Consider the following 21350-nt stretch of genomic DNA (forward strand, 5'->3'; position numbering starts at 1 on the left):
CGCGAGCCTACCCAGTCGGGGATCGCCACCCACCGTTCGGGCACCATGGCGCCCATGCGTGCTGCGTCCCCCGTCCTGGCCCTCGTCGCCGGCCTCGTCCTGCTCGCCGGCATGGTCGGATTCGCCGTCGGGCTGCCCGCCGTCGCCGACGACGAGGCGGGCGGCTCGGTGCCGGCCGACCCGTTCCCGGACCGGGTGCTGGGCGGCGACCTCGTCGTCTACGACGGGCTGGAGCAGCTGCCCGAGGGCGCCCAGGTGACGCCGGAGCAGATCACCGAGCAGCTCGACGAGCAGAACGAGTACGCCGCCGACAAGCTCGGTGAGGTCTTCGAGACCGACGTGGCCGTCACGACCTACCTCGCCACCGACCTCTCCGCACAGGCCGAGGCCTCGATCTCGGCGGGCGAGCCCGGGACGTTCCGCCTCGGGCTGCCGGTCGACCCCGACGAGCCGCACGGCGGCCCGTGGTACGACGTCGTCCGCCAGGGCGAGACCGCGTGCTACGTCGCCTGGTCCTCCGACGACCAGGCCGCCGCGGCGGACGCCGTGCCGAGTGCGGTGCACTGCCAGCGCGGCGACGACGGCGCCACCTACGAGATCCGGGCCGCCGGGCTCAGCGTGGACGACACCGTGGGGGTGCTCGACGAGATCGTCGCCCACGGCGCCGGCTGACGACACCGCTCGACACCGAGACGTTCGTCAGGACCAGTAGACGACGACCCGGTCGCCGACGCGCACTTGGTCGAAGAGCGTGGCGATGGCGTCGCGGTCGCGCACGTTGACGCAGCCGTGCGAGGCGCCGTTGTAGCCGTTGGCGGCGAAGTCGGGCGAGTAGTGCACCGCCTGGCCACCGGAGAAGAACATCGCGAAGGGCATCGAGGTGTCGTAGATCGACGACACGTGGTCACGGCTCTTGAACCGCACCGCGAACGAGCCCTCCCGGGTCGGCATGCTCTCCCGGCCGAACCGCACGTCGACGGTGCGCTGGACGGTGCCGTCGACGACCCAGCGCAAGGTCCGGCTGGACTTGTCGATGCACAGCACGCGGCCGCTGCTGCAGCGGGCGTCGAGGGTGCCCGGCTGGTTGCCGATCGGGGCGTCGGTGAGCTCGGCCGCGGTCGGCTCGCGCGACATCTCGCGCAGCCGGTCCAGGGTGCGCCGGTCGACCTCGCCGGTCACCGGGAAGCCCCGCTTGCCCTGGAAGCCGCGCACCGCGGTCGCGGTGACGTCGCCGTAGTAGCCGGTCACGGAGTGGTCGAACCAGCGGATCTGGCGCAGCCTGGCCTGGAGGTCGCGGACCTCGTCACCCCGGTCGCCCTGTCCGAGCAGTCGGGGGCCGGGGGTGAGCGTCGGCGTCGGGGACGGGGTCGCCGTCCGGCTCGGCGACGGTGCGCTCGTCGTGGGCGTGCGTGTGGGCTCGGGTGCCGTCGTCGTGGCCCCGGCGCTCGCGGGGGCGCTGGGGGACGCGGCGCTCGGCGACGGTGCGGGACGCGCCGACGGCGTCCCCTGCTGCGCCGCCTCGGTCCTTGCGCCCGGCCAGAGGTCGTCGCGGTCCACCAGCCCGGCGGCGTACGCCGCGCCCACGGTGACGGCTCCCGTGGTCAGCAGTGCCAGCACCAACACGATGCGTCGTAGGAGCCTCATCGTCGTCCGCCTTTCGCCACGCTTCCCATGGATGGTCGTGCAGGGAGGAGACGCTCCCGGGCGGTGTTCGGTTGCATCGCCGGGCCGTCGAGCCCGACATCGAGACCGTTTCGTGATGCGCGTAGATTCTGCGCGTGGCCCGTGCAGAGTTGGACAAGCAACCCGCCGACGTACGTCGCATGTTCGACGCCGTCGCCCGGCGCTACGACGTCACCAACGACGTGCTGTCCTTCGGGCAGGACCGTCGCTGGCGCACCCACGTCCTGGACGCCGTCGATCCCGGCTTCGGTGACCGGGTGCTCGACCTGGCGGCGGGCACCGGCACGTCGGCGGAGCCGTTCGAGGAGGCGGGCGCGAGCGTCGTGCCGTGCGACTTCTCCATCGGCATGCTGCAGGTCGGCAAGGAGGCCCGGCCCCAGTTGCCCTTCACCGCCGGCGACGCCACCAGGCTGCCGTTCGCCGACGACGTCTTCGACGCGGTGACCATCTCCTTCGGCCTGCGCAACGTGGTGGACCCGCTCGCGGGCCTGCGGGAGATGCGGCGCGTCACGCGTCCGGGCGGGCGACTCGTGGTGTGCGAGTTCAGCCACCCGACGTGGTCGCCGTTCCGCACGGTCTACCTGGAGTACCTGATGAAGACGCTGCCCACGATCGCGCGCGGCGTCTCCTCCTCACCCGACGCCTACGTCTACCTCGCCGAGTCGATCCGCGAGTGGCCCGACCAGCAGGGCCTGGCCGACCTGATCGCCGAGGCCGGCTGGTCGCACCCGCAGTGGCGCAACCTCAGTGGCGGCATCGTCGCGCTCCACCGCGCGACCGCGTGAGGCCGGGCGGCCCACGCCGCATTTTCGACACGTCGGCATGACTTAAATCCGCAGGTCAGCGCCGGAATTGCGACCCGGCGACCCCCCTTGTGTCGACCCCCGTGACCAGTGGCACTATGTGTTGCGGGTCACTAGTGATTCGGTTCACAAGGTCACGAAGTGGCTCTCGGGAGTGACACCCAGGGAAGGACGCTCATGGAGCTGTACGTGCCGGTGCTCGCGCTGACCGCGCTGGCCGCCGCCTTCGCGGTCGGGTCGGTCGTGATGAGTGCCTTCGTCGGCGGCCCGAAGCGCTACAACCGCAACAAGCTCGAGTCCTACGAGTGCGGCATCGACCCCACGCCGCAGGCACTCTCGGGCCGGTTCCCGGTGAAGTACTACACGGTCGCGATGACCTTCATCATCTTCGACATCGAGATCGTCTTCCTCTACCCCTGGGCGGTCTACTTCGACGAGCTGGGCTGGTTCGGCTTCCTGGCCGTCCTCCTCTTCCTCGTGAACATCACCATCGCCTACGTCTACGAGTGGCGCCGCGGCGGATTGGACTGGGACTGACCAATGGGACTCGAAGAGAAGCTGCCGAGCGGCATCCTGCTGAGCACGGTCGAGGGCGTCGCCGGCTACATGCGCAAGGCCAGTTTCTGGCCCGCCACCTTCGGGCTGGCCTGCTGCGCCATCGAGATGATGACCAGCGGTGCGCCGCGTTACGACCTCGGGCGCTACGGCATGGAGGTCTTCCGGGCCAGCCCGCGCCAGGCCGACCTGATGATCGTGGCCGGCCGGGTCAGTCAGAAGATGGCGCCCGTCGTCCGCCAGATCTATGACCAGATGGTCGAGCCCAAGTGGGTGCTGGCCATGGGCGTGTGCGCCTCCTCGGGCGGCATGTTCAACAACTACGCCGTGGTGCAGGGCGTGGACCACATCGTCCCCGTCGACATGTACCTCCCCGGCTGCCCGCCGCGCCCGGAGATGCTCATCGACGCCATCCTCAAGCTCCACGACCAGGTGCAGCACCAGCCGCTCGGCGCCAACCGCACCGCGCAGATCGAGCAGCTCGAGGCCGAGGGCCTGGTCGCGATCCCCACGCACGAGCAGAAGGGGCTCCTGCGATGAGTGACGAGACCTCGCGTCGCGACGACCCCACCAGCGCCGAGGAGCACCAGACCCACGTCCCCGCCCAGGCCGGTGAGGTACGCCGCGTGGGCGAGCGCCGCGGCATGTTCGGCGCGTCCGGGTCCGGTGACACCAGCGGCTACGGCGGCCTGGTCAAGCCGGTGGTCCTGCCGCCGGCCGCGCAGCGCCCCTTCGGTGGCTGGTTCGACAACGTCGCCGACGTGCTCGACCCGCTGATCGAACGGGTCGTCATCCACCGTGGCGAGATCACCTTCCACGTGGCGCGCGAGAACCTCGTCGAGGTCGCCCGGCTGCTGCGCAACGACCCCAAGCTGCGCTTCGAGATGTGCTCCAGCGTCAGCGGCGTGCACTACCCCGGCGACGAGGGCCGCGAGATGCACGTGGCCTACCACCTGACGTCGATGACCTACAACCGGCGCATCCGGGTCGAGGTCAGCGTGCCCGACGCCGACGCCCACCTGCCGTCGTTGACCCGGATCTACCCCTCGGTCGACTGGCACGAGCGCGAGACCTACGACATGTTCGGCATCGTCTTCGACGACCACCCGGCGCTGACGCGGATCCTGATGCCCGACGACTGGCCGGGCCACCCGCAGCGCAAGGACTACCCCCTCGGTGGCATCCCCGTGGAGTACAAGGGAGCGACCGTCCCACCCCCCGACGAGCGGAGGGAGTACTCATGACGACCCAGCAGGATCCCTTCGCCGGGTCCACCGAGACCGACGAGGGCCGCGTCTTCACCGTCACCGGGCAGGACTGGGGCGAGATCGCCGCCGGTCTCGCCGATGGCGACGCCGAGGAGCGCGTCGTGGTCAACATGGGTCCCCAGCACCCGTCCACCCACGGCGTGCTGCGACTCATCCTCGAGCTCGACGGCGAGTCGGTGACCGAGGCCCGTGCCGGCATCGGCTACCTCCACACCGGCATCGAGAAGAACATGGAGTACCGCTCCTGGGTGCAGGGCGTCACCTTCTGCACCCGGATGGACTACCTCGCGCCGTTCTACAACGAGATGACCTACGTGCTCGGCGTGGAGCGGCTGCTCGACATCGAGGACGACATCCCTGAGAAGGCGCAGACGCTGCGGGTGCTCCTGATGGAGCTCAACCGCATCTCCTCCCACCTGGTCTGCATCGCGACCGGCGGCATGGAGATCGGCGCACTGACGGTGATGACCGTCGGCTTCCGCGACCGCGAGGCCGTGCTCGACCTGTTCGAGCTCATCACCGGGCTCCGGATGAACCACGCCTACTTCCGCCCCGGTGGCGTCGCCCAGGACCTGCCCGACGGGGCGATCGAGAAGCTGCGCGACCTGATCGCGCTGCTGAAGAAGCGTCTCCCGGAGTACGCCGCCCTGTGCAACGCCAACCCGATCTTCAAGGCGCGGCTGCAGGGCGTGGGCCACCTCGAGCTCGAGGGCTGCCTCGCGCTGGGCCTCACCGGACCGATCCTGCGCAGCGCCGGCTACCCGTGGGACCTGCGCAAGGTGCAGCCCTACTGCGGCTACGAGACCTACGACTTCGACGTGCAGACCTGGGACACCTGCGACTCCTACGGCCGCTTCCGGTTGCGCCTGAACGAGATGTGGGAGTCGCTGCGGATCGTCGAGCAGGCCGTCGACCGGCTGGAGAAGATGTCGGGCGACCCCGTCATGGTGGCGGACAAGAAGATCGCCTGGCCCAGCCAGCTCGCGATCGGCAGCGACGGCATGGGCAACAGCCTCGACCACATCCGCCACATCATGGGCGAGTCGATGGAGGCACTGATCCACCACTTCAAGCTGGTGACCGAGGGCTTCCGGGTGCCGCCCGGTCAGGCCTACGTCCCGGTGGAGTCCCCGCGCGGCGAGCTCGGGTGCCACGTCGTCTCCGACGGCGGCACCCGCCCGGCACGGGCCCACTTCCGGGACCCGTCGTTCAACAACCTGCAGGCCGTGGGCGTGATGAGCGAGGGCGGCATGCTCTCCGACGTGGTGGTCGCGATCGCCTCGGTGGACCCGGTGATGGGAGGCGTCGACCGATGACTGAGGCGAGTACGCCGGAGCTGGACGAGACCACGATCGGCGAGCTGCGCGAGATCGCGGCCCGCTACCCCGAGAAGCGCTCGGGCCTGCTGCCGATGCTGCACCTGGTGCAGTCGGTGCAGGGCAAGGTCACTCCCGAGGGCATCGAGACCTGCGCGGAGATCCTCGACATCAGCGCCGCGGACGTCAACGGCGTCGCGACGTTCTACACCATGTACAAGCGGCACGCGGTCGGCGACTACCACGTCGGGGTGTGCACCAACACGCTGTGCGCGGTGATGGGCGGCGACCAGATCCTGGCGCGGCTGCAGGACCACCTCGGCGTCGGCAACGACGAGACGACCGAGGAGGGGCCCGGCGGCAGGTCGATCACCCTCGAGCACGTCGAGTGCAACGCGGCCTGCGACTACGCCCCGGTGATGATGGTCAACTGGGAGTTCATGGACAACATGACCCCCGAGTCGGCGGTCGAGCTGGTCGACCGGCTCCGTGCCGGCGAGGAGGTCACCGCGAGCCGCGGCCCCCGCCTGTGCACCTGGCGCGAGACCGAACGGGTGCTGGCCGGCTTCCCCGACGGCCGCGTGGACGAGGGACCCGCCGCCGGACCCGCGAGCACCGTCGGCCTGGCGATCGCCCGCGAGCGCGGCTGGACCGCCCCGGACCCGCAGGCCTCCGGTGCCACCGAGCTGCCCGGGTCCAAGGAGGGCGCGGTCGCCGACGCGGACACCCAGCGTGCCGAGTCCGACACCGTCGCCGAGCAGAAGCCCGGCGCCGGGAGCCCGGCCGAGCGCACCGATGCCGAGGAAGGTGACGCCTGATGTTGACCCCGGTCCTCACCGACATGTGGGACGTGGAGCAGTCCTGGAAGCTCGCGTCGTATGAAGCCAAGGGCGGCTACGGGTCGCTCGACGCGGCGTTCGGCACGGAGCAGGACGCCATCATCGAGATGGTCAAGGAGGCCGGCCTCCGCGGACGCGGCGGCGCGGGCTTCCCCACCGGCATGAAGTGGTCCTTCATCCCCCAGGACAACCCCAAGCCGAAGTACCTCGTCGTCAACGCCGACGAGTCCGAGCCGGGGACCTGCAAGGACATCCCGCTGATGATGGCCAACCCCCACGTGCTCGTCGAGGGCGTCATCGTCAGCTCCTATGCCATCCGTGCCAACAAGGCCTTCATCTACATCCGTGGCGAGGTCGCCCACGTGATCCGGCGCGTGCAGGCCGCCGTGGCCGAGGCGTACGCCGCCGGCCACCTCGGCAAGGACATACACGGGTCGGGGTTCGACCTCGACGTGGTCGTCCACGCCGGTGCGGGCGCCTACATCTGCGGTGAGGAGACCGCGCTGCTGGAGGGACTGGAGGGTCGCCGCGGGCAGCCGCGGCTCCGGCCGCCGTTCCCCGCGGTCGCCGGCCTCTACGCCAGCCCGACGGTGATCAACAACGTCGAGTCGATCGCGTCGGTGCCCAGCATCGTGGCCAACGGTGCGGACTGGTTCAGCTCCATGGGCACCGAGAAGTCCAAGGGCTACGGGATCTTCTCGCTCTCGGGCCACGTGCGGAAGCCGGGACAGTACGAAGCGCCGTTGGGCATCACGCTGCGCCAGCTGCTCGACCTCGCCGGCGGGGTCCGCGAGGGCCACGAGCTGAAGTTCTGGACACCCGGCGGCTCCAGTACGCCGATCCTCACCGACGAGCACCTCGACGTGCCGCTGGATTTCGAGGCGATCGGGGAGGCGGGCTCCATGCTCGGCACCCGGGCGCTGCAGGTCTTCGACGACACCGTCTGCGTGGTGCGGGCCGTGCTGCGGTGGACGGAGTTCTACAAGCACGAGTCCTGCGGCAAGTGCACCCCGTGCCGTGAGGGCACCTGGTGGCTGGTGCAGACCCTGGCGCGGCTCGAGCGCGGCGAGGGCGACGAGGCCGACCTCGACCTGCTGCTGGACCAGTGCGACAACATCCTGGGCCGCTCCTTCTGTGCCCTGGGTGACGGTGCGACGAGCCCGATCTCGAGCTCGATCAAGTACTTCCGCGAGGAGTACCTCGCCCACCTCACCGAGGGTGGGTGCCCCTTCGATCCCGCGCGGTCGACCGCGTGGGCCGGGACGGAGGTGCCGGCATGAGCGCCGGTGAGGTCGAGCGGACCGACCTGGTCAACGTCACCATCGACGGCGTCCAGGTCTCGGTGCCCAAGGACACCTTGGTGATCCGCGCCGCCGAGCAGGTCGGCGTGGAGATCCCGCGGTTCTGCGACCACCCGCTGCTGGAGCCGGTGGGCGCCTGCCGTCAGTGCCTGGTCGACATCCCCGACGCGGGCAACGGACGCGGCTTCCCCAAGCCGATCGCCTCGTGCACCCAGCCGGTCGCCGATGGGATGGTCATCAACACGCAGGCCACCAGCGAGGTCGCCGACAAGGCCCAGCAGGGCGTGATGGAGTTCCTGCTGATCAACCACCCGTTGGACTGCCCGGTGTGCGACAAGGGCGGCGAGTGCCCGCTGCAGAACCAGGCGATGAGCAACGGTCGCGGCGAGTCCCGCTTCAACAGCGGCCAGCACCAGAACGTCAAGCGCACCTTCCCCAAGCCGATCAACCTCGCGCCCAACGTGCTGCTGGACCGCGAGCGCTGCATCGTGTGCCAGCGCTGCACCCGGTTCGCCGACGAGATCGCCGGTGACCCGTTCATCGCGCTGCTCGAGCGGGGTGCGGAGCAGCAGATCGGCATCGCCGAGGACGCGCCGTTCCTCTCCTACTTCTCCGGCAACGTGATCCAGATCTGCCCGGTGGGCGCGCTCACCTCGGCCCAGTACCGCTTCCGGTCCCGTCCCTTCGACCTGGTCTCCACGCCCGCGATCGCCGAGCACGACGCCTGCGGGTCGGCGATCCGTGTCGACCACCGCCGCGGCACGGTGATGCGCCGCCTGGCCGGCAACGACCCCGAGGTCAACGAGGAGTGGATCACCGACAAGGACCGCTTCGCCTTCACCTACGCGGCCGCTGCGGACCGCCTGACGCATCCGCAGGTCCGTGACGAGGACGGCCAGCTGCGTCCGGCGTCGTGGCCGGAGGCCTTCGTGGTGGCGGCCCGCGGCCTGGCGGCTGCCCGCGACGCCGGCGGTGTCGGCGTACTCCCGGGCGGTCGGCTCATCGCCGAGGACGCCTACGCCTACGGCAAGTTCGCGCGGCTGGCGGTCGGCACCAACGACGTCGACTTCCGCGCCCGGCCCCACTCGGCCGAGGAGGCGGAGTTCCTCGCCGCCCGCGTCGCGCTCACCACGCCCGACGGCGGTGGCGTGACCTACGCCGACCTCGAGCGCGCCGGCACCGTGGTGCTGGCCGGTCTGGAGCCCGAGGACGAGGCCGGCGCGATCTTCCTGCGGCTGCGCAAGTCCGTCCGCGCCGGCGGCACCGAGGTCGTCGCCGTCGCTCCCCACACCACCCGCGGCCTCGGCAAGCTGGGGGCACGGTTGGTGCGCACCGCCCCCGGTGAGGAGGCCGCCGCGCTGGCCGACCTGGCCGACGAGCTCGACGGCTCCGCCGTGGTCCTGGTCGGCGAACGACTCGCGACCGTGCCCGGGGCACTGGCCGCGGCCGCCGACCTCGCCGACCGCAGCGGTGCCCGGCTGGCCTGGGTGCCGCGTCGTGCGGGTGACCGTGGCGCGGTCGAGGCCGGCTGCCTGCCGTGGCTGCTCCCGGGAGGACGCCCGCTCGCCGACGCCAGTGCCCGTGTCGACGTCGCCACCGCCTGGGGCGTCGAGGGCCTGCCCGACACCGCCGGCCGCGACGCCGACGCGATGCTGGCCGCCGCCGCGGCCGGACAGCTCGGTGGCCTGGTCGTGGGCGGCGTCGACCCCGCCGACACCGCCGACCCCGAGCTGATGCGCGCGGCCGTCGAGGCCGCTGGTTTCGTCGTCGCGCTGGACCTGCGCGAGACCGAGGTGACCCGGGCCGCCGACGTGGTCTTCCCCGTCGCCGCGGTCAGCCAGAAGGCCGGCACCTTCGTCAACTGGGAGGGGCGCGCACGCTCCTTCGAGGCCGCGATGGAGCAGCCGGGTGCGTTGCCCGACCTCCGGGTGCTGGCCGGCATCTCCGAGGAGATGGGCCACCCGATCGGGTTCCGTACCGTCGCCGAGGCGCGCCGCGAGATGGCCCAGCTCGGGCCGTGGGACGGGGAGCGGCCGGGGCTCGAGACCTCGGAGGCTCGCTCCTCGCACTCGACGCCTCGCACAGCCGGTGATGCCGGTGACGGTCTTCGCCTGGCGACCTGGAAGCTCTCGCTGGACAACGGGTCGATGCAGGCCGGTGACAAGTACCTCGAGGCGAGTGCCCGTCCGGTCGTGGCGCTGCTGCCGCAGCGGGTGTACGACGCCTGCGGGCCGACCGTGACGCTGACCGGTGACCGCGGCTCGGTCACCCTCCCCGCCGAGGTCGCCGACCTGCCGGCGGACACCGTGTGGGTGCCGGCCAACTCCTTCGGTGCGGGCGTCCTCAGCGACCTGGCGTCGCCGGGCAGCCGCGTCCGGGTGACCGGCGAGGATGGTCAGACCGACGAGGGGAGTGGGTCCTGATGGAGGACTACGGCCTCGGACTCTTCGGCGGCGACCCGTGGTGGGTCGTGCTGATCAAGACCCTGCTGGTCTTCGTGGTCCTGGTGCTGCTCACGCTGTTCAACATCTGGTGGGAGCGCCGGGTCGTGGCCCGGATGCAGCACCGGATCGGGCCCAACGTGCACGGCCCCTTCGGCCTGCTGCAGTCGTTGGCCGACGGCGTGAAGCTGGCGCTGAAGGAGGACATCATCCCCAAGGCGGCCGACAAGGCCGTCTACCTGATCGCCCCGGTCGTCGCCACGGTGCCGGCGTTCGTCACCTTCAGCGTGATCCCGTTCGGTCCGGAGGTGAACTTCTTCGGCGTGCAGACGCCGCTGCAGCTCACCGACATGCCGGTGGCGGTGCTCTTCGTGATGGCGATCGCCTCGATCGGCATCTACGGCATCGTGCTCGGCGGCTGGTCGAGCGGGTCGACGTACTCCCTGCTGGGCGGTCTGCGCTCCAGCGCCCAGATGATCTCGTACGAGGTCTCGATGGGGCTCGCGCTGGTCAGCGTGTTCATGTACGCCGGCTCGATGTCGACCAGCGAGATCGTCGCCGCGCAGGACGACCTCTGGTTCGGCCTGGTGCTGCTGCCCTCCTTCGTGATCTACGTGATCTCGATGGTGGGCGAGACCAACCGCGCGCCGTTCGACCTCCCCGAGGCCGAGGGTGAGCTGGTCGGTGGCTTCCACACCGAGTACTCCTCGCTGAAGTTCGCGCTGTTCTTCCTCGCCGAGTACATCAACATGGCCACGGTCTCCGCGCTGGCGACGACGCTGTTCCTCGGCGGCTGGGCCGCGCCGTTCTGGATCGACGAGGTCTGGGCGGGCGCCAACGAGGGCTACTGGCCGGTGCTGTGGTTCTTCGGCAAGGTCCTGTTCTTCATCTACATCTTCATCTGGCTCCGGGGCACCCTGCCGCGGCTGCGCTACGACCAGTTCATGGCCTTCGGCTGGAAGGTGCTGATCCCGGTCGCCCTGGCGTGGACCGTGGCCGTGGCCGCGATGCGGCTCATCCGTCCCGAGCTGGAGCTGGACCGGCAGGGGCTGCTGTTCATCGCGGCCGGACTGGCGCTGGTGTTCGTGCTGCTGATGCTGATCCCCGAGTCCAAGGCGGATCGCGACGAGGAGTCGACCGTGGCCGGCCCGCGGGAGGGCGGCTACCCGGTGCCGCCGATGCCGGCCGGTGGCCCCGTCCGCGGCTCGGCGCAGCCGCTGGTCTTCGAAACCGACGCGGAGGAGAGTCATGAGTGACGAGAAGGGCCAGAGCCTGAGGGAGCAGCTCTGGGACCCGGTCGCCGGGTTCGGGGTGACGTTCCGGACGATGTTCCGCAAGACCGTCACCGAGCAGTACCCCAAGGAGCCCAAGCAGACCGCGCCACGCTTCCACGGCCGCCACCAGCTCAACCGGTGGCCCGACGGCCTGGAGAAGTGCGTCGGCTGCGAGCTGTGCGCCTGGGCGTGCCCCGCGGACGCCATCTACGTCGAGGGCGCCTCCAACAGCGACGAGCCCGACGCCGCGGGCAACTCCCAGCGGTTCTCGCCGGGGGAGCGCTACGGCGCCGTCTACCAGATCAACTACCTGCGCTGCATCCTGTGCGGCCTGTGCATCGAGGCCTGCCCGACGCGCGCGCTGACGATGACCAACGAGTTCGAGCTGGCCGACGACAACCGGGCGGACCTGATCTATGAGAAGTCCGACCTGCTCGCGCCGCTGCTGCCCGGCATGGAGCAGCCGCCGCACGAGATGAAGCTCGGCGAGGACGAGGTCGACTACTACCGCGGTGAGTTCACCCCCGTCGCGGAGCCGCCCGAGGCCGACGCCCCCGGCGGCGCCCCGGCCGCGATGACCGAGCAGCTGACCGAGCAGGGGGAGGCCCGGTGACCGCGTTCTGGGTCCTCGCCCCGCTGATGGTGGCGGCGGCGCTGGGCATCCTCTTCGTCCGCAAGGCCGTGCACGCCGCGCTGCTGCTGGCGACGGTGATGATCAGCCTCGCCGTGCTGTACGCCGTCCTCGAGGCGCCGTTCCTGTTCGCCGTGCAGATCATCGTCTACACCGGCGCGATCCTGATGCTGTTCCTGTTCGTCGTGATGCTCGTCGGCGTGGACGCCTCCGACTCCCTGGTGGAGACGATCCGCGGCCAGCGGGCGTCTGCCTGGGCGGTCGGCCTCGGCTTCGTGGTGCTGCTGGTCGTCGGCTTCGCCCAGCTGTCCTTCGGTGCCGCGGTCGGCCTCGAGGAGGCCAACGACCCCGGCAACGTCGAGGGGCTGGCCGGCCTGATGCTCTCCCGCTACGTCATCGCCTTCGAGGCGACCGCCGCGCTGCTGATCACCGCCGCGGTCGGGGCGATGGTCCTCGCGCACCGCGAACGACTCGACCCCAAGCGCAGCCAGGCCGAGGTGGCCGCGGACCGCGTCCGCGCGCTGACCGAGGAGGACAAGCCGCTCGGCTCCCTGCCGGCGCCCGGTGTCTACGCCCGGCACAACGCCGTCGACACCCCGGCGCTGCTGCCCGACGGCAGCCCGGCCCCCTCGTCGGTGTCCCGCGTGCTCGCCGCCCGCGGCAACGTCGGCTCGGCCGCGGACGCCGCCGACGACGTCAGCGACCTGCTGGGGCGCGAGGACCGCGGTGACCGGACGCCACCCGACGGCCCCGTCGACCACGAGGACGGTGAGGACGCATGACCGAATACGTCGTCCTGTCGGCCATCCTGTTCACCATCGGTGGCATCGGCGTACTGACGCGGCGCAACGCGATCGTGGTGTTCATGTGCGTGGAGCTGATGCTCAACGCCTGCAACCTCGCCTTCGTGGCCTTCGCCCGCCAGCACGGCAACCTCGACGGTCAGGTGGCCGCCTTCTTCGTGATGGTGGTCGCCGCGGCCGAGGTCGTCGTCGGACTGGCGATCATCATGACCATCTTCCGGACCCGTCGCTCGGCCTCGGTCGACGACGCGAGCCTGCTGAAGTTCTGAGGCGCTGATGACACCCTCCCTCGTTGCCCTGTCCGCTGCCGCCGAGGAGCCGCACGTCCCGGTCGTGGACCCCTCGGTCGCCGACGGCGCCTTCTCGCTGCTGTGGCTGATCATCGCGCTGCCGCTGCTGGGAGCGGTCGTGCTGCTGGTCGGCGGTCGGCTCACCGACCGGTGGGGCCACCTGCTCGGCACGGCCACCGCGCTCGGCTCCTTCGCGATCAGCCTGGTGCTGTTCCTGCGCCTCCTCGGCCGTGCCGATGACGACCGGCAGATCAGCCAACACCTCTACGACTGGATCGACGTGGGCGGGCTCCACGTCGGGATGGACCTGCTCTACGACCCGTTGAGCGCGCTGTTCCTGCTGCTCATCACCGGTGTCGGGTCGCTGATCCACATCTACTCCATCGGCTACATGTCCCACGACGTGCGTCGGCGCCGGTTCTTCGCCTACCTGAACCTCTTCGTCGCCGCGATGCTGATGCTGGTGCTCGCCGAGAACTACGTCGGCGTCTTCCTCGGCTGGGAGGGCGTGGGCCTCGCCTCGTACCTGCTGATCGGCTTCTGGCAGCACAAGCCCTCGGCGGCCGCCGCGGCCAAGAAGGCCTTCGTCATCAACCGCGTCGGTGACATGGGGATGTCGCTGGCGATCTTCCTCGCGTTCGTCACCTTCGGGTCCACCAGCTTCACCGTGATCAGCGCGGCCGCCCCCGGCGCCGCGGAGGGCACCCTGACCGCCCTCGGTGTCCTGCTGCTCATCGGCGCCTGCGGCAAGTCCGCCCAGGTGCCGCTGCAGGCCTGGCTGCTGGACGCGATGGAGGGTCCGACCCCGGTCTCGGCCCTCATCCACGCCGCCACGATGGTCACCGCCGGCGTCTACCTGATCGTGCGCTCCAACTTCATCTTCGAGCTCGCGCCGCACGCGCAGACCGCCGTGGTCGTCGTGGCCGTGGTGACGCTGCTGTGGGGTGCGGTCATCGGGTGCGCCAAGGACGACATCAAGAAGGCGCTGGCCGGGTCCACGATGAGCCAGATCGGCTACATGATGCTCGGAGCGGGCCTCGGCGTCGCGGGCTACGCCTTCGCGATCTTCCACCTGATCACCCACGGCTTCTTCAAGGCCAACATGTTCCTCGGCGCCGGGTCGGTCATGCACGCGATGGACGACGAGGTCGACATGCGGCGCTACGGCGGGCTGTCGAAGATGCTGCCGGTCACCTTCCTGACCTTCGCCATGGGCTACCTGGCCATCATCGGCTTCCCCGGCTTCTCCGGGTTCTGGTCCAAGGACAAGATCATCGAGACCGCCCTGGTGGAGAACTGGGTCGTCGGTGTCTGCGCGCTGCTCGGTGCCGGCATCACCGGTTTCTACATGACCCGCCTGATGCTGATGACCTTCTTCGGCGAGAAGCGGTGGGCCGAGGACGCCCACCCGCACGAGTCGCCTGCCGTGATGACCGGCCCGCTGGTCGTGCTCGCGGCCCTCTCGGTGCTGGGCGGTGTCCTGGTGCTCGGCGACTGGATCGTCACCTTCCTCGAGCCGGTGGTCGGCCATGCCGAGCACCACGAGCCGCCGCTGCCGATCATCGTGATCACGATGATCACCGTGGCGACGGTGGCGGTCGGCGTCGCGCTCGCGTTCTGGCTCTTCGGTCGCCAGGCCGTGCCGCGGGAGGCGCCGAGCGAGGTCTCCTTCCTCACCCGCGCCGCCCGTCGTGACGTCTACGGCGACGACATCAACGAGGCGCTCGTGGTCGGGCCCGGTCGGCACCTGGTGCGGACCGCCGTGGCCACCGACAAGGCCCTCATCGACGGCGCCGTCACCGGCGGCGGCACGATGATCGGTGCCCTCGGAGCGGTGCTGCGGCGTACCCAGACCGGCTACGTCCGCTCCTATGCCCTGTCCGTGCTCGGCGGCGCGCTGCTGCTCGTGCTGATCATCGTGGCGGTGAACCTCTGATGCTCTCCCTGCTCATCGCTCTGCCCCTGGTGGGTGCCCTCGCGGTGGCGCTGCTGCCGCAGCGGCTCAGCAAGCCCGCCGGCCTGGGCGTCGCGCTCGTGACGCTGGCGATCAGCCTGGTCGCCGCGGCGCAGTACCAGCTCGACGGCGGCATGCAGTTCACCTACACCGCCGACTGGATCGAGGCGCTCGGCGTGCACTACGCCGTGGGCCTGGACGGCCTCGGCCTGCTGATGGTGCTGCTCACCACCGTGCTGGTGCCGATCGTGCTGGTCGCGGAGTGGCTCACCGTCGAGGACGAGTCGGGCCGCGGTCCGCGCAGCTTCATCGCCTGGACGTTGGCGCTGGAGGCCCTCTCGCTGGCGGTCTTCACCGCCACTGACGTGTTCCTCTTCTACGTCGTCTTCGAGGCCACGCTGATCCCGGCGTACTTCCTCGTCGGTGGCTTCGGCCGCGACGGACGCGGTGCCGCGGCGCTGAAGTTCCTGATGTTCCAGCTCGCCGGCGGCCTGGTGCTGCTCGCGGCGGTGATCGGGCTCTACGTCGTCTCCGCCGAGGCCGGTGAGCCGTCCTACCTGCTCACCGACCTGGCCGCACTCGACATCGGCACCGAGGCGGGCCGCTGGCTCTTCGCCGGGTTCTTCTTCGCCTTCGCGGTGAAGGCGCCGCTGTTCCCGGTCCACACCTGGCTGGCCGACACCACCGAGAAGGCCACCCCGGGCACCTCCACGCTGCTGGTGTGCGTGCTGGACAAGATCGGCACCTTCGGCATGCTGCGCTTCTGCCTCGGGCTCTTCCCCGAGGCCTCGCAGTGGGCGACGCCGCTGGTGATCACCCTGGCGCTGGTCTCCATCGTCTACGGCGCGCTGCTGGCCATCGGCCAGGACGACGTGCTGCGGCTGATCGGGCTCACCTCGCTGAGCCACTTCGGCTTCATCACCCTCGGCATCTTCGCCTTCACCACCCAGGGCGGCTCCGGCGCGATCCTCTACATGGTCAACCACGGGCTCGCGACCGCCGGGCTGTTCCTGCTGGCCGGCTACGTCTACCACCGCAGCGGCACCATGAGCATCCGCGAGATGGGCGGCATGGAGAAGGTCACGCCGGTGCTCGCCGGCCTCTTCCTGATCGCCGGCCTGGCCACGCTCGGCCTGCCCGGGCTCAGCCCCTTCATCAGCGAGTTCCTCGTGCTGCTCTCGGCGTTCGACTACGCCTGGTGGGCCGGTGCGGTCGCGGTCACGGGCATCGTGCTCGCCGCGATCTACGTGCTGTGGCTCTACCAGCGCACGATGACCGGTCCGACCACACCGGCCGTGGCGGACGCGAAGGACCTCGGCGTCCGTGAGCTGGCGGCCGTCGTCCCGCTCGTGGCGGCCCTGGTGTTCTTCGGGTTCTTCCCGGGTCCGCTGCTCGACGTCAGCAACCCGATGATCGGCGACCTGCTCACGGAGGTGGGGGTCAGCGACGACCCACCCGTCGTGAGCGGTGAGCACGCGAGCGGCGAGGAGGCGCACTGATGGACTTCGTGAACCCGACCATCGAGTACTTCGAGCTGCTGCCGCTGATCATCGTCTTCGGCGGCGGGGTCCTCGGCGTCCTGCTCGAGGCGTTCCTGCCCCGGCAGCGTCGGCTGCTGCCCCAGGCCCTGCTGGCCGCGGTGACGCTCGTCGCCGCGTTCGTCGCCACGATCATGGTGGCCTTCGACCTGCCCGAGCACGCCGACGGCGCCGCCCGCGGCATCGTCGGGGCCGAGGGCAGCATCGTCGTCGACGGTCCGACGGTCTACCTGTGGGCGCTGCTGCTGGTCTTCGGCATCGGCGGCGTCGCCCTGTTCGCCGAGCGCCAGCTCGAGGGCGGCGTGACCGCCTTCTCAGGCCAGGCGTCGGCACTGCCCGGCACCGACGCCGAGCGTGAGGTGTCCGCACGGGGCTGGGAGCACACCGAGGTCTACCCGCTGCTGCTGTTCGCGGTCCTGGGCATGCTGCTCTTCCCGGCCTCGGGCGACCTGCTGATCATGTTCGTCGCGCTGGAGGTCCTCTCCCTCCCGCTCTACCTGCTCTGTGGCCTCGCGCGCCGTCGCCGGCTGCTGAGCCAGGAGGCGGCGATGAAGTACTTCCTGCTCGGCGCCTTCTCCTCCGGGTTCTTCCTCTACGGCGCGGCGCTCGTCTACGGCTATGCGGGCTCGATGTCCTTCGCCGGCATCCACGACGCGGTCCGGGCCGGTGGCGACAACCACGGCCTGCTGCTCGCCGGCATCGCGCTGCTGACCGTCGGCCTGTTCTTCAAGGTCGGTGCGGCGCCGTTCCAGGCGTGGACCCCGGACGTCTACCAGGGGGCGCCGACCGCGGTCACGGCGTTCATGTCCGCCGGCACCAAGGTCGCTGCCTTCGGTGCGCTGCTGCGGCTGCTCTACGTCGCCTTCGGTCCCGAGCGCTGGAGCTGGGAGCCGGTGCTGTGGGTGGTGGCGATCGCCAGCATGGTCGTGGGCGCCGCCCTCGCCGTGGCGCAGAGCGACGTGAAGCGGATGCTGGCCTACTCCTCGATCGCCCACACCGGGTTCATCCTCACCGGTGTGCTGGGCGTGCAGGGCGCCGACCAGCTCGGGCCCGGCCAGTTCTCCTCCCTCGAGGCGGTGCTGTTCTACCTGACGACCTACGGGTTCGCCATGCTCGGCGCCTTCGCGCTCGTCTCCATGGTGCGTGACCCCTCCGGTGAGGCGACGTCGCTGCACCACTGGAACGGGCTGGGCCGCCGGGCCCCGCTGGTGGGCGGTGCGTTCGCGCTCTTCCTGCTCTCCATGGCCGGCATCCCGCTCACCTCGGGCTTCGTCGGCAAGTGGGCGGTCTTCACCAGCGCGGGTGCCGCCGGCGCCTGGCCGGTGGTCGCGGTCGCGATCGGTGCCAGCGTGGTGGCGATCTTCTTCTACGTGCGCACCATCCGGACCATGTTCTTCGCCGACCCCAGCCCCGACAGCGACGTCGCCGTCGTGCAGCCGTCGGTGCTGACGGTCGGCACCATCGGGCTCTGCCTGGCCGCGACCGTCGTGCTCGGCATCTACCCGGGCCCGGTGTTCGACTGGGTCGGCCATGCGGGAGACTTCATCAGGTGAGTCACTCCTCGACCGGGTCCGCAGTGGGGCCGAGCCCCGCCGAGTTGGCCCTGCCGATCGACGACACGGCGCTGGCCGACCGCCTCCGCACCCGCATGGAGGCTGTCGAGGAGGCGCTGTACCACCACGCGCAGGGCCGGACGGCGTACGTCACCGACGCGGCGCGCCACCTGCTCGCCGCCGGCGGCAAGCGGTTCCGGCCGCTGCTGGTGCTGCTGGCCGCCGAGTCCGGCCCGCACCCGGAGGCACCGGAGGTGCAGACCGCGGCGTGCGTCGTGGAGATCACCCACGTCGGGTCGCTCTACCACGACGACGTGATGGACGAGGCCGAGCTGCGGCGCGGCGAGGCCTCGGCCAACGCGCGCTACGACAACCTGGTCGCGATCCTCACCGGCGACTTCCTCTTCGCCAAGTCCTCCGAGCTCACCTCGCAGCTGGGCCCGGACGCGGTGCGGATCCAGGCCGAGACCTTCGCGCGGCTCGTCGAGGGCCAGATCCTCGAGACCGTCGAGCCTGGCCCCGACGAGGACCCGCTGGAGCACTACCTCGAGGTCGTCGCGGGCAAGACCGGGTCGCTCATCGCCACCTCCGCGCGCTACGGCGCGATGTTCGGCGGCGCCGACCCCACGGTCGTCGCCGCGCTCACGGCGTACGGCGAGCTGGTCGGCACGGCCTTCCAACTCTCCGACGACATCCTCGACATCGCCTCCGAGACCGAGGAGTCGGGCAAGACCCCGGGCACCGACCTCCGCGAGGGCGTGCCGACGCTGCCGGTGCTGCTGGCGCAGGCCTCGACCGACCCCGCGGACGCCCGGCTCAAGGAGCTCCTCGCCGGTGACCTGACCGACGACGACCGTCACGCCGAGGCACTGCGCCTGCTGCGGGTCCACCCCGCGATGGAGGAGGCCCGCTCCTACGTCGTGGGCCGTGCCCAGGAGGCCAAGGAGCTGCTGACGGCACTGCCGGAGGGCTCGGTGCGGGCGGCGCTGGAGGACTTCGCCGACGTCGTGGCGGTCCGCTCGGCCTGAGGTCCTACGGTGCGGCCGCCTGCCGCACCAGCACACTCCGCCGGTGCCGTGCCCGGAGCGCGTCGGTGGTGAAGACCGCCAGTGCCAGCCAGACCAGGCAGAAGCCGGCCCAGCGGCCGGCCGGCATCACCTCGTCGAAGACGGTGATGCCGAGCAGGAAGTGGGAGATCGGCGCGATGTACTGCAGCAGGCCGATCGCGCTGAGCGGGATGCGGGTCGCGGCGGCACCGAAGCACAGCAGCGGCACGGCCGTCACCAGGCCCGCGGTCATCAGCAGCACCGCGTGCCCGGGGCCCTCGGTGGTGAAGTGGCCGTTGCCGGTGAGCCACAGCCACGCGACCCACGCCACGGCGACGGGTGCGACCAGCACGGTCTCGAAGGTCAGCGACTCGATCGCGCCGGCATTGGCCTTCTTCTTGCACAACCCGTAGGTGCCGAAGCTGAAGGCCAGCAGCAGCGCCACCCACGGCAGGCGCCCGTAGTCCCAGGTCAGCACCCCGCACGCCAGGGCGCCGATGCCGATCGCCACCCACTGCGCCGGCCGCATCCGCTCGCCCAGCACGAGCACGCCCAGCAGCATCGAGACCAGCGGGTTGATGAAGTACCCCAGTGACACCTCGACCACCCGGCCCGAGGTCACGCCGAAGATGAAGCCACCCCAGTTGAGGCTGATCACCACCGCGGCCGCCAGCAGGAACAGCGCCGTACGGCGGTCCCGTGCGAGATCGGCCAGGCGACGTCCCCGCCGAAGCGCGACGACCAGCAGGACCAGCGTGACCGCCGACCACAGGATGCGGTGGGCGAGGATCTCGCCGGCGCCGCCGGGCTGGAGCAGCGGGAAGTAGAGCGGGAACGCGCCCCACAAGCCGTACGCCGCGACCCCGTAGAGGTAGCCGGAGCGGGTGGACGTCACTGCCGGATCGTAGGCCAGCCCGCCGCCTGGCGACGTATCCGCGGGACCGCCGGAGTCACCGGCGTCCGTGCCGGCTCTTGTACCGCGCGGCGGCCTGCGCCTCGCGGTACATCCGCCCCAGTCGCTTGGACTCGCGCCGGTGCGCGGCGGGGTCGGCCCGCAGCACCGCGTTCTCGTTCGCTGCGCGGATGCGCCGCCACCCCTCGAAGCGGTCGGCGGCGAGCCCGCCGTCGGCCACCGCCTGCTGCACTGCGCAGCCGGGCTCGGTGTCGTGGCGGCAGTCGTGGAAGTGGCACTGCTCGGCGAGCTCGGCCACGTCGGGGAAGGCCAGGTCGCGCCCGGTGTCGTCGCCGCCGAGCGTGAGGCTGCGCAGCCCCGGGGTGTCGATCACCGCCCCGCCACCCGGGACGACCAGCAACTCGCGGTGCGTGGTCGTGTGGCGCCCCTTGTGGTCACCGCGCACCTCCCGGGTCGCCATGACGTCCGCCTGGAGCAGCGCATTGACCAAGGTCGACTTCCCGACGCCGGAGGCGCCCAGGAGCACCGCCGTCCGGCCCGTCGCGAGGTGGGCGGCCAGCGTGTCGATGCCGGCGCCGGTCACCGCCGAGGTGGCGAGCACCTCGACCCCCACGCACGCCTCCTCGAGCGTCGCCATGGTCCCCGCGAGGTCCGCGGCCAGGTCGGTCTTGGTCGCCAACACCAGCGGCGTGGCGCCGGACTCGTAGGCCATCACGACACCGCGCTCGACACGGCGCAGGTTCGGCGCGGTGTCGACCGGGGTGACGAGGGCGACCAGGTCGACGTTGGCTGCCAGCACCTGCTCCGGTGACGCCTCGGCACGATCTCCGTGGGGCCGCGGCCTGGTCAGGGCGCCACGACGCTCGGCGCTGCCGACCACCACGGGCGGGTCGCCCGCCACCGCGACCCAGTCACCGGTGACCGGGGTGGGCGCCCCGGCGGGGACGCCGGCCCGCACCGTGCCGTCGGAGACGAGTGCGGTGACGCGCCCGCGGTCGGTGCGGACCACGCGGGCCGGCCGGCCGTCGTACGCCGCCAGCTCGGCACGGATCCCCGCGTCGAGACCGATCGCCTCCAGTGCGTCCATGCCGCGAAGTTATCCGTCGTACGGCGCGCCGGGCCACCGGTTTTCGTGCGTGCTC

Annotated in this window: 20 protein-coding genes; 17 read left to right on the top strand and 3 right to left on the bottom strand. The window is 71.0% G+C overall.

Annotation, left to right across the window (positions count from 1 at the left end):
• The first annotated feature begins 54 nt into the window (after positions 1-54).
• Positions 55-672 (top strand): hypothetical protein, encoded by a 618-nt coding sequence (locus KUV85_RS15935; protein ID WP_219960871.1) that lies wholly within the window; start codon positions 55-57, stop codon positions 670-672.
• Positions 673-699: 27 nt separating this feature from the next.
• Here the strand turns inward: KUV85_RS15935 and KUV85_RS15940 are convergent, their stop codons facing one another.
• Positions 700-1644 carry a L,D-transpeptidase family protein gene (locus KUV85_RS15940; RefSeq protein ID WP_219960872.1) on the bottom strand — a complete coding sequence of 315 codons (945 nt, stop codon included), beginning with the start codon at positions 1642-1644 and terminating at the stop codon, positions 700-702.
• A gap of 134 nt (positions 1645-1778) precedes the next feature.
• Between KUV85_RS15940 and KUV85_RS15945 the strand changes: the two genes are divergently transcribed.
• The 16 genes from KUV85_RS15945 (at position 1779) to KUV85_RS16020 (ending at position 19277) form a co-directional block, all read left to right on the top strand.
• On the top strand, positions 1779-2468 hold the full coding sequence (locus tag KUV85_RS15945; protein WP_237690159.1) for a demethylmenaquinone methyltransferase: 690 nt from the start codon (positions 1779-1781) through the stop codon (positions 2466-2468).
• Positions 2469-2663: 195 nt separating this feature from the next.
• Positions 2664-3023: an NADH-quinone oxidoreductase subunit A gene (locus KUV85_RS15950; RefSeq protein WP_219960873.1), complete on the top strand. Its 360-nt coding sequence runs from the start codon at positions 2664-2666 to the stop codon at positions 3021-3023.
• A 3-nt stretch (positions 3024-3026) separates the two neighbouring features.
• Entirely contained in the window at positions 3027-3581 is a 555-nt protein-coding gene (locus KUV85_RS15955) for a NuoB/complex I 20 kDa subunit family protein (RefSeq protein ID WP_219960874.1), read from the top strand.
• On the top strand, positions 3578-4285 hold the full coding sequence (locus KUV85_RS15960) for an NADH-quinone oxidoreductase subunit C (RefSeq protein ID WP_219960875.1): 708 nt from the start codon (positions 3578-3580) through the stop codon (positions 4283-4285). The genes KUV85_RS15955 and KUV85_RS15960 overlap by 4 nt, the downstream gene beginning before the upstream one ends.
• Positions 4282-5625 (top strand): NADH-quinone oxidoreductase subunit D, encoded by a 1344-nt coding sequence (locus KUV85_RS15965; protein ID WP_219960876.1) that lies wholly within the window; start codon positions 4282-4284, stop codon positions 5623-5625. The genes KUV85_RS15960 and KUV85_RS15965 overlap by 4 nt, the downstream gene beginning before the upstream one ends.
• The gene (nuoE, locus tag KUV85_RS15970) at positions 5622-6443 is read left to right on the top strand and encodes an NADH-quinone oxidoreductase subunit NuoE (RefSeq protein ID WP_219960877.1); all 822 of its coding nucleotides are present in this window, start codon (positions 5622-5624) and stop codon (positions 6441-6443) included. The genes KUV85_RS15965 and nuoE overlap by 4 nt, the downstream gene beginning before the upstream one ends.
• On the top strand, positions 6443-7744 hold the full coding sequence (gene nuoF, locus KUV85_RS15975) for an NADH-quinone oxidoreductase subunit NuoF (RefSeq protein WP_219960878.1): 1302 nt from the start codon (positions 6443-6445) through the stop codon (positions 7742-7744). Before nuoE ends, nuoF begins: the two co-directional genes overlap by 1 nt.
• Positions 7741-10188, top strand: a complete 2448-nt coding sequence (locus tag KUV85_RS15980) for an NADH-quinone oxidoreductase subunit G (protein ID WP_219960879.1) — start codon at positions 7741-7743, stop codon at positions 10186-10188. Before nuoF ends, KUV85_RS15980 begins: the two co-directional genes overlap by 4 nt.
• Positions 10188-11462, top strand: coding sequence for an NADH-quinone oxidoreductase subunit NuoH (gene nuoH / locus KUV85_RS15985; RefSeq protein WP_219960880.1), 1275 nt, complete (start codon positions 10188-10190; stop codon positions 11460-11462). Before KUV85_RS15980 ends, nuoH begins: the two co-directional genes overlap by 1 nt.
• Positions 11455-12093 carry an NADH-quinone oxidoreductase subunit NuoI gene (gene nuoI, locus KUV85_RS15990; protein ID WP_219960881.1) on the top strand — a complete coding sequence of 213 codons (639 nt, stop codon included), beginning with the start codon at positions 11455-11457 and terminating at the stop codon, positions 12091-12093. The genes nuoH and nuoI overlap by 8 nt, the downstream gene beginning before the upstream one ends.
• Positions 12090-12893, top strand: a complete 804-nt coding sequence (locus KUV85_RS15995; protein WP_219960882.1) for an NADH-quinone oxidoreductase subunit J — start codon at positions 12090-12092, stop codon at positions 12891-12893. Before nuoI ends, KUV85_RS15995 begins: the two co-directional genes overlap by 4 nt.
• Positions 12890-13183: an NADH-quinone oxidoreductase subunit NuoK gene (nuoK, locus tag KUV85_RS16000; RefSeq protein ID WP_219960883.1), complete on the top strand. Its 294-nt coding sequence runs from the start codon at positions 12890-12892 to the stop codon at positions 13181-13183. Before KUV85_RS15995 ends, nuoK begins: the two co-directional genes overlap by 4 nt.
• A 7-nt stretch (positions 13184-13190) precedes the next feature.
• Positions 13191-15140 carry an NADH-quinone oxidoreductase subunit L gene (gene nuoL / locus KUV85_RS16005; protein ID WP_219960884.1) on the top strand — a complete coding sequence of 650 codons (1950 nt, stop codon included), beginning with the start codon at positions 13191-13193 and terminating at the stop codon, positions 15138-15140.
• Positions 15140-16657, top strand: a complete 1518-nt coding sequence (locus KUV85_RS16010) for an NADH-quinone oxidoreductase subunit M (RefSeq protein WP_219960885.1) — start codon at positions 15140-15142, stop codon at positions 16655-16657. Before nuoL ends, KUV85_RS16010 begins: the two co-directional genes overlap by 1 nt.
• Complete coding sequence (gene nuoN, locus KUV85_RS16015; RefSeq protein WP_219960886.1) at positions 16657-18249, top strand: NADH-quinone oxidoreductase subunit NuoN; 1593 nt, start codon at positions 16657-16659, stop codon at positions 18247-18249. The genes KUV85_RS16010 and nuoN overlap by 1 nt, the downstream gene beginning before the upstream one ends.
• A complete protein-coding gene (locus KUV85_RS16020; RefSeq protein ID WP_219960887.1) occupies positions 18246-19277 on the top strand; it encodes a polyprenyl synthetase family protein in 1032 nt (343 codons plus the stop codon). Before nuoN ends, KUV85_RS16020 begins: the two co-directional genes overlap by 4 nt.
• A gap of 4 nt (positions 19278-19281) precedes the next feature.
• On the opposite strand, the gene rarD is transcribed toward KUV85_RS16020, so the two are convergent.
• Both rarD and rsgA read right to left on the bottom strand, forming a co-directional pair.
• Positions 19282-20190, bottom strand: coding sequence for an EamA family transporter RarD (gene rarD / locus KUV85_RS16025; RefSeq protein ID WP_219960888.1), 909 nt, complete (start codon positions 20188-20190; stop codon positions 19282-19284).
• 55 nt (positions 20191-20245) lie between these two features.
• Positions 20246-21295: a ribosome small subunit-dependent GTPase A gene (rsgA, locus tag KUV85_RS16030; protein WP_219960889.1), complete on the bottom strand. Its 1050-nt coding sequence runs from the start codon at positions 21293-21295 to the stop codon at positions 20246-20248.
• Positions 21296-21350: the final 55 nt, after the last annotated feature.

Source organism: Nocardioides panacisoli (assembly GCF_019448235.1).
Taxonomy (GTDB): domain Bacteria; phylum Actinomycetota; class Actinomycetes; order Propionibacteriales; family Nocardioidaceae; genus Nocardioides; species Nocardioides panacisoli_A.

What these genes read in the sequence shown, in the direction of transcription:
- KUV85_RS15935 (WP_219960871.1), top strand. Translation starts at nt 55, where the DNA reads ATGCGTGCTGCGTCCCCCGTCCTGGCCCTCGTCGCCGGCCTCGTCCTG.
- KUV85_RS15940 (WP_219960872.1), bottom strand. Translation starts at nt 1,644, where the DNA reads ATGAGGCTCCTACGACGCATCGTGTTGGTGCTGGCACTGCTGACCACG.
- nuoH (WP_219960880.1), top strand. Translation starts at nt 10,188, where the DNA reads ATGGAGGACTACGGCCTCGGACTCTTCGGCGGCGACCCGTGGTGGGTC.
- KUV85_RS15965 (WP_219960876.1), top strand. Translation starts at nt 4,282, where the DNA reads ATGACGACCCAGCAGGATCCCTTCGCCGGGTCCACCGAGACCGACGAG.
- KUV85_RS15980 (WP_219960879.1), top strand. Translation starts at nt 7,741, where the DNA reads ATGAGCGCCGGTGAGGTCGAGCGGACCGACCTGGTCAACGTCACCATC.
- nuoK (WP_219960883.1), top strand. Translation starts at nt 12,890, where the DNA reads ATGACCGAATACGTCGTCCTGTCGGCCATCCTGTTCACCATCGGTGGC.
- nuoN (WP_219960886.1), top strand. Translation starts at nt 16,657, where the DNA reads ATGGACTTCGTGAACCCGACCATCGAGTACTTCGAGCTGCTGCCGCTG.
- KUV85_RS15950 (WP_219960873.1), top strand. Translation starts at nt 2,664, where the DNA reads ATGGAGCTGTACGTGCCGGTGCTCGCGCTGACCGCGCTGGCCGCCGCC.
- KUV85_RS15955 (WP_219960874.1), top strand. Translation starts at nt 3,027, where the DNA reads ATGGGACTCGAAGAGAAGCTGCCGAGCGGCATCCTGCTGAGCACGGTC.
- KUV85_RS16010 (WP_219960885.1), top strand. Translation starts at nt 15,140, where the DNA reads ATGCTCTCCCTGCTCATCGCTCTGCCCCTGGTGGGTGCCCTCGCGGTG.
- nuoF (WP_219960878.1), top strand. Translation starts at nt 6,443, where the DNA reads ATGTTGACCCCGGTCCTCACCGACATGTGGGACGTGGAGCAGTCCTGG.
- nuoE (WP_219960877.1), top strand. Translation starts at nt 5,622, where the DNA reads ATGACTGAGGCGAGTACGCCGGAGCTGGACGAGACCACGATCGGCGAG.
- KUV85_RS15960 (WP_219960875.1), top strand. Translation starts at nt 3,578, where the DNA reads ATGAGTGACGAGACCTCGCGTCGCGACGACCCCACCAGCGCCGAGGAG.
- nuoL (WP_219960884.1), top strand. Translation starts at nt 13,191, where the DNA reads ATGACACCCTCCCTCGTTGCCCTGTCCGCTGCCGCCGAGGAGCCGCAC.
- nuoI (WP_219960881.1), top strand. Translation starts at nt 11,455, where the DNA reads ATGAGTGACGAGAAGGGCCAGAGCCTGAGGGAGCAGCTCTGGGACCCG.
- rsgA (WP_219960889.1), bottom strand. Translation starts at nt 21,295, where the DNA reads ATGGACGCACTGGAGGCGATCGGTCTCGACGCGGGGATCCGTGCCGAG.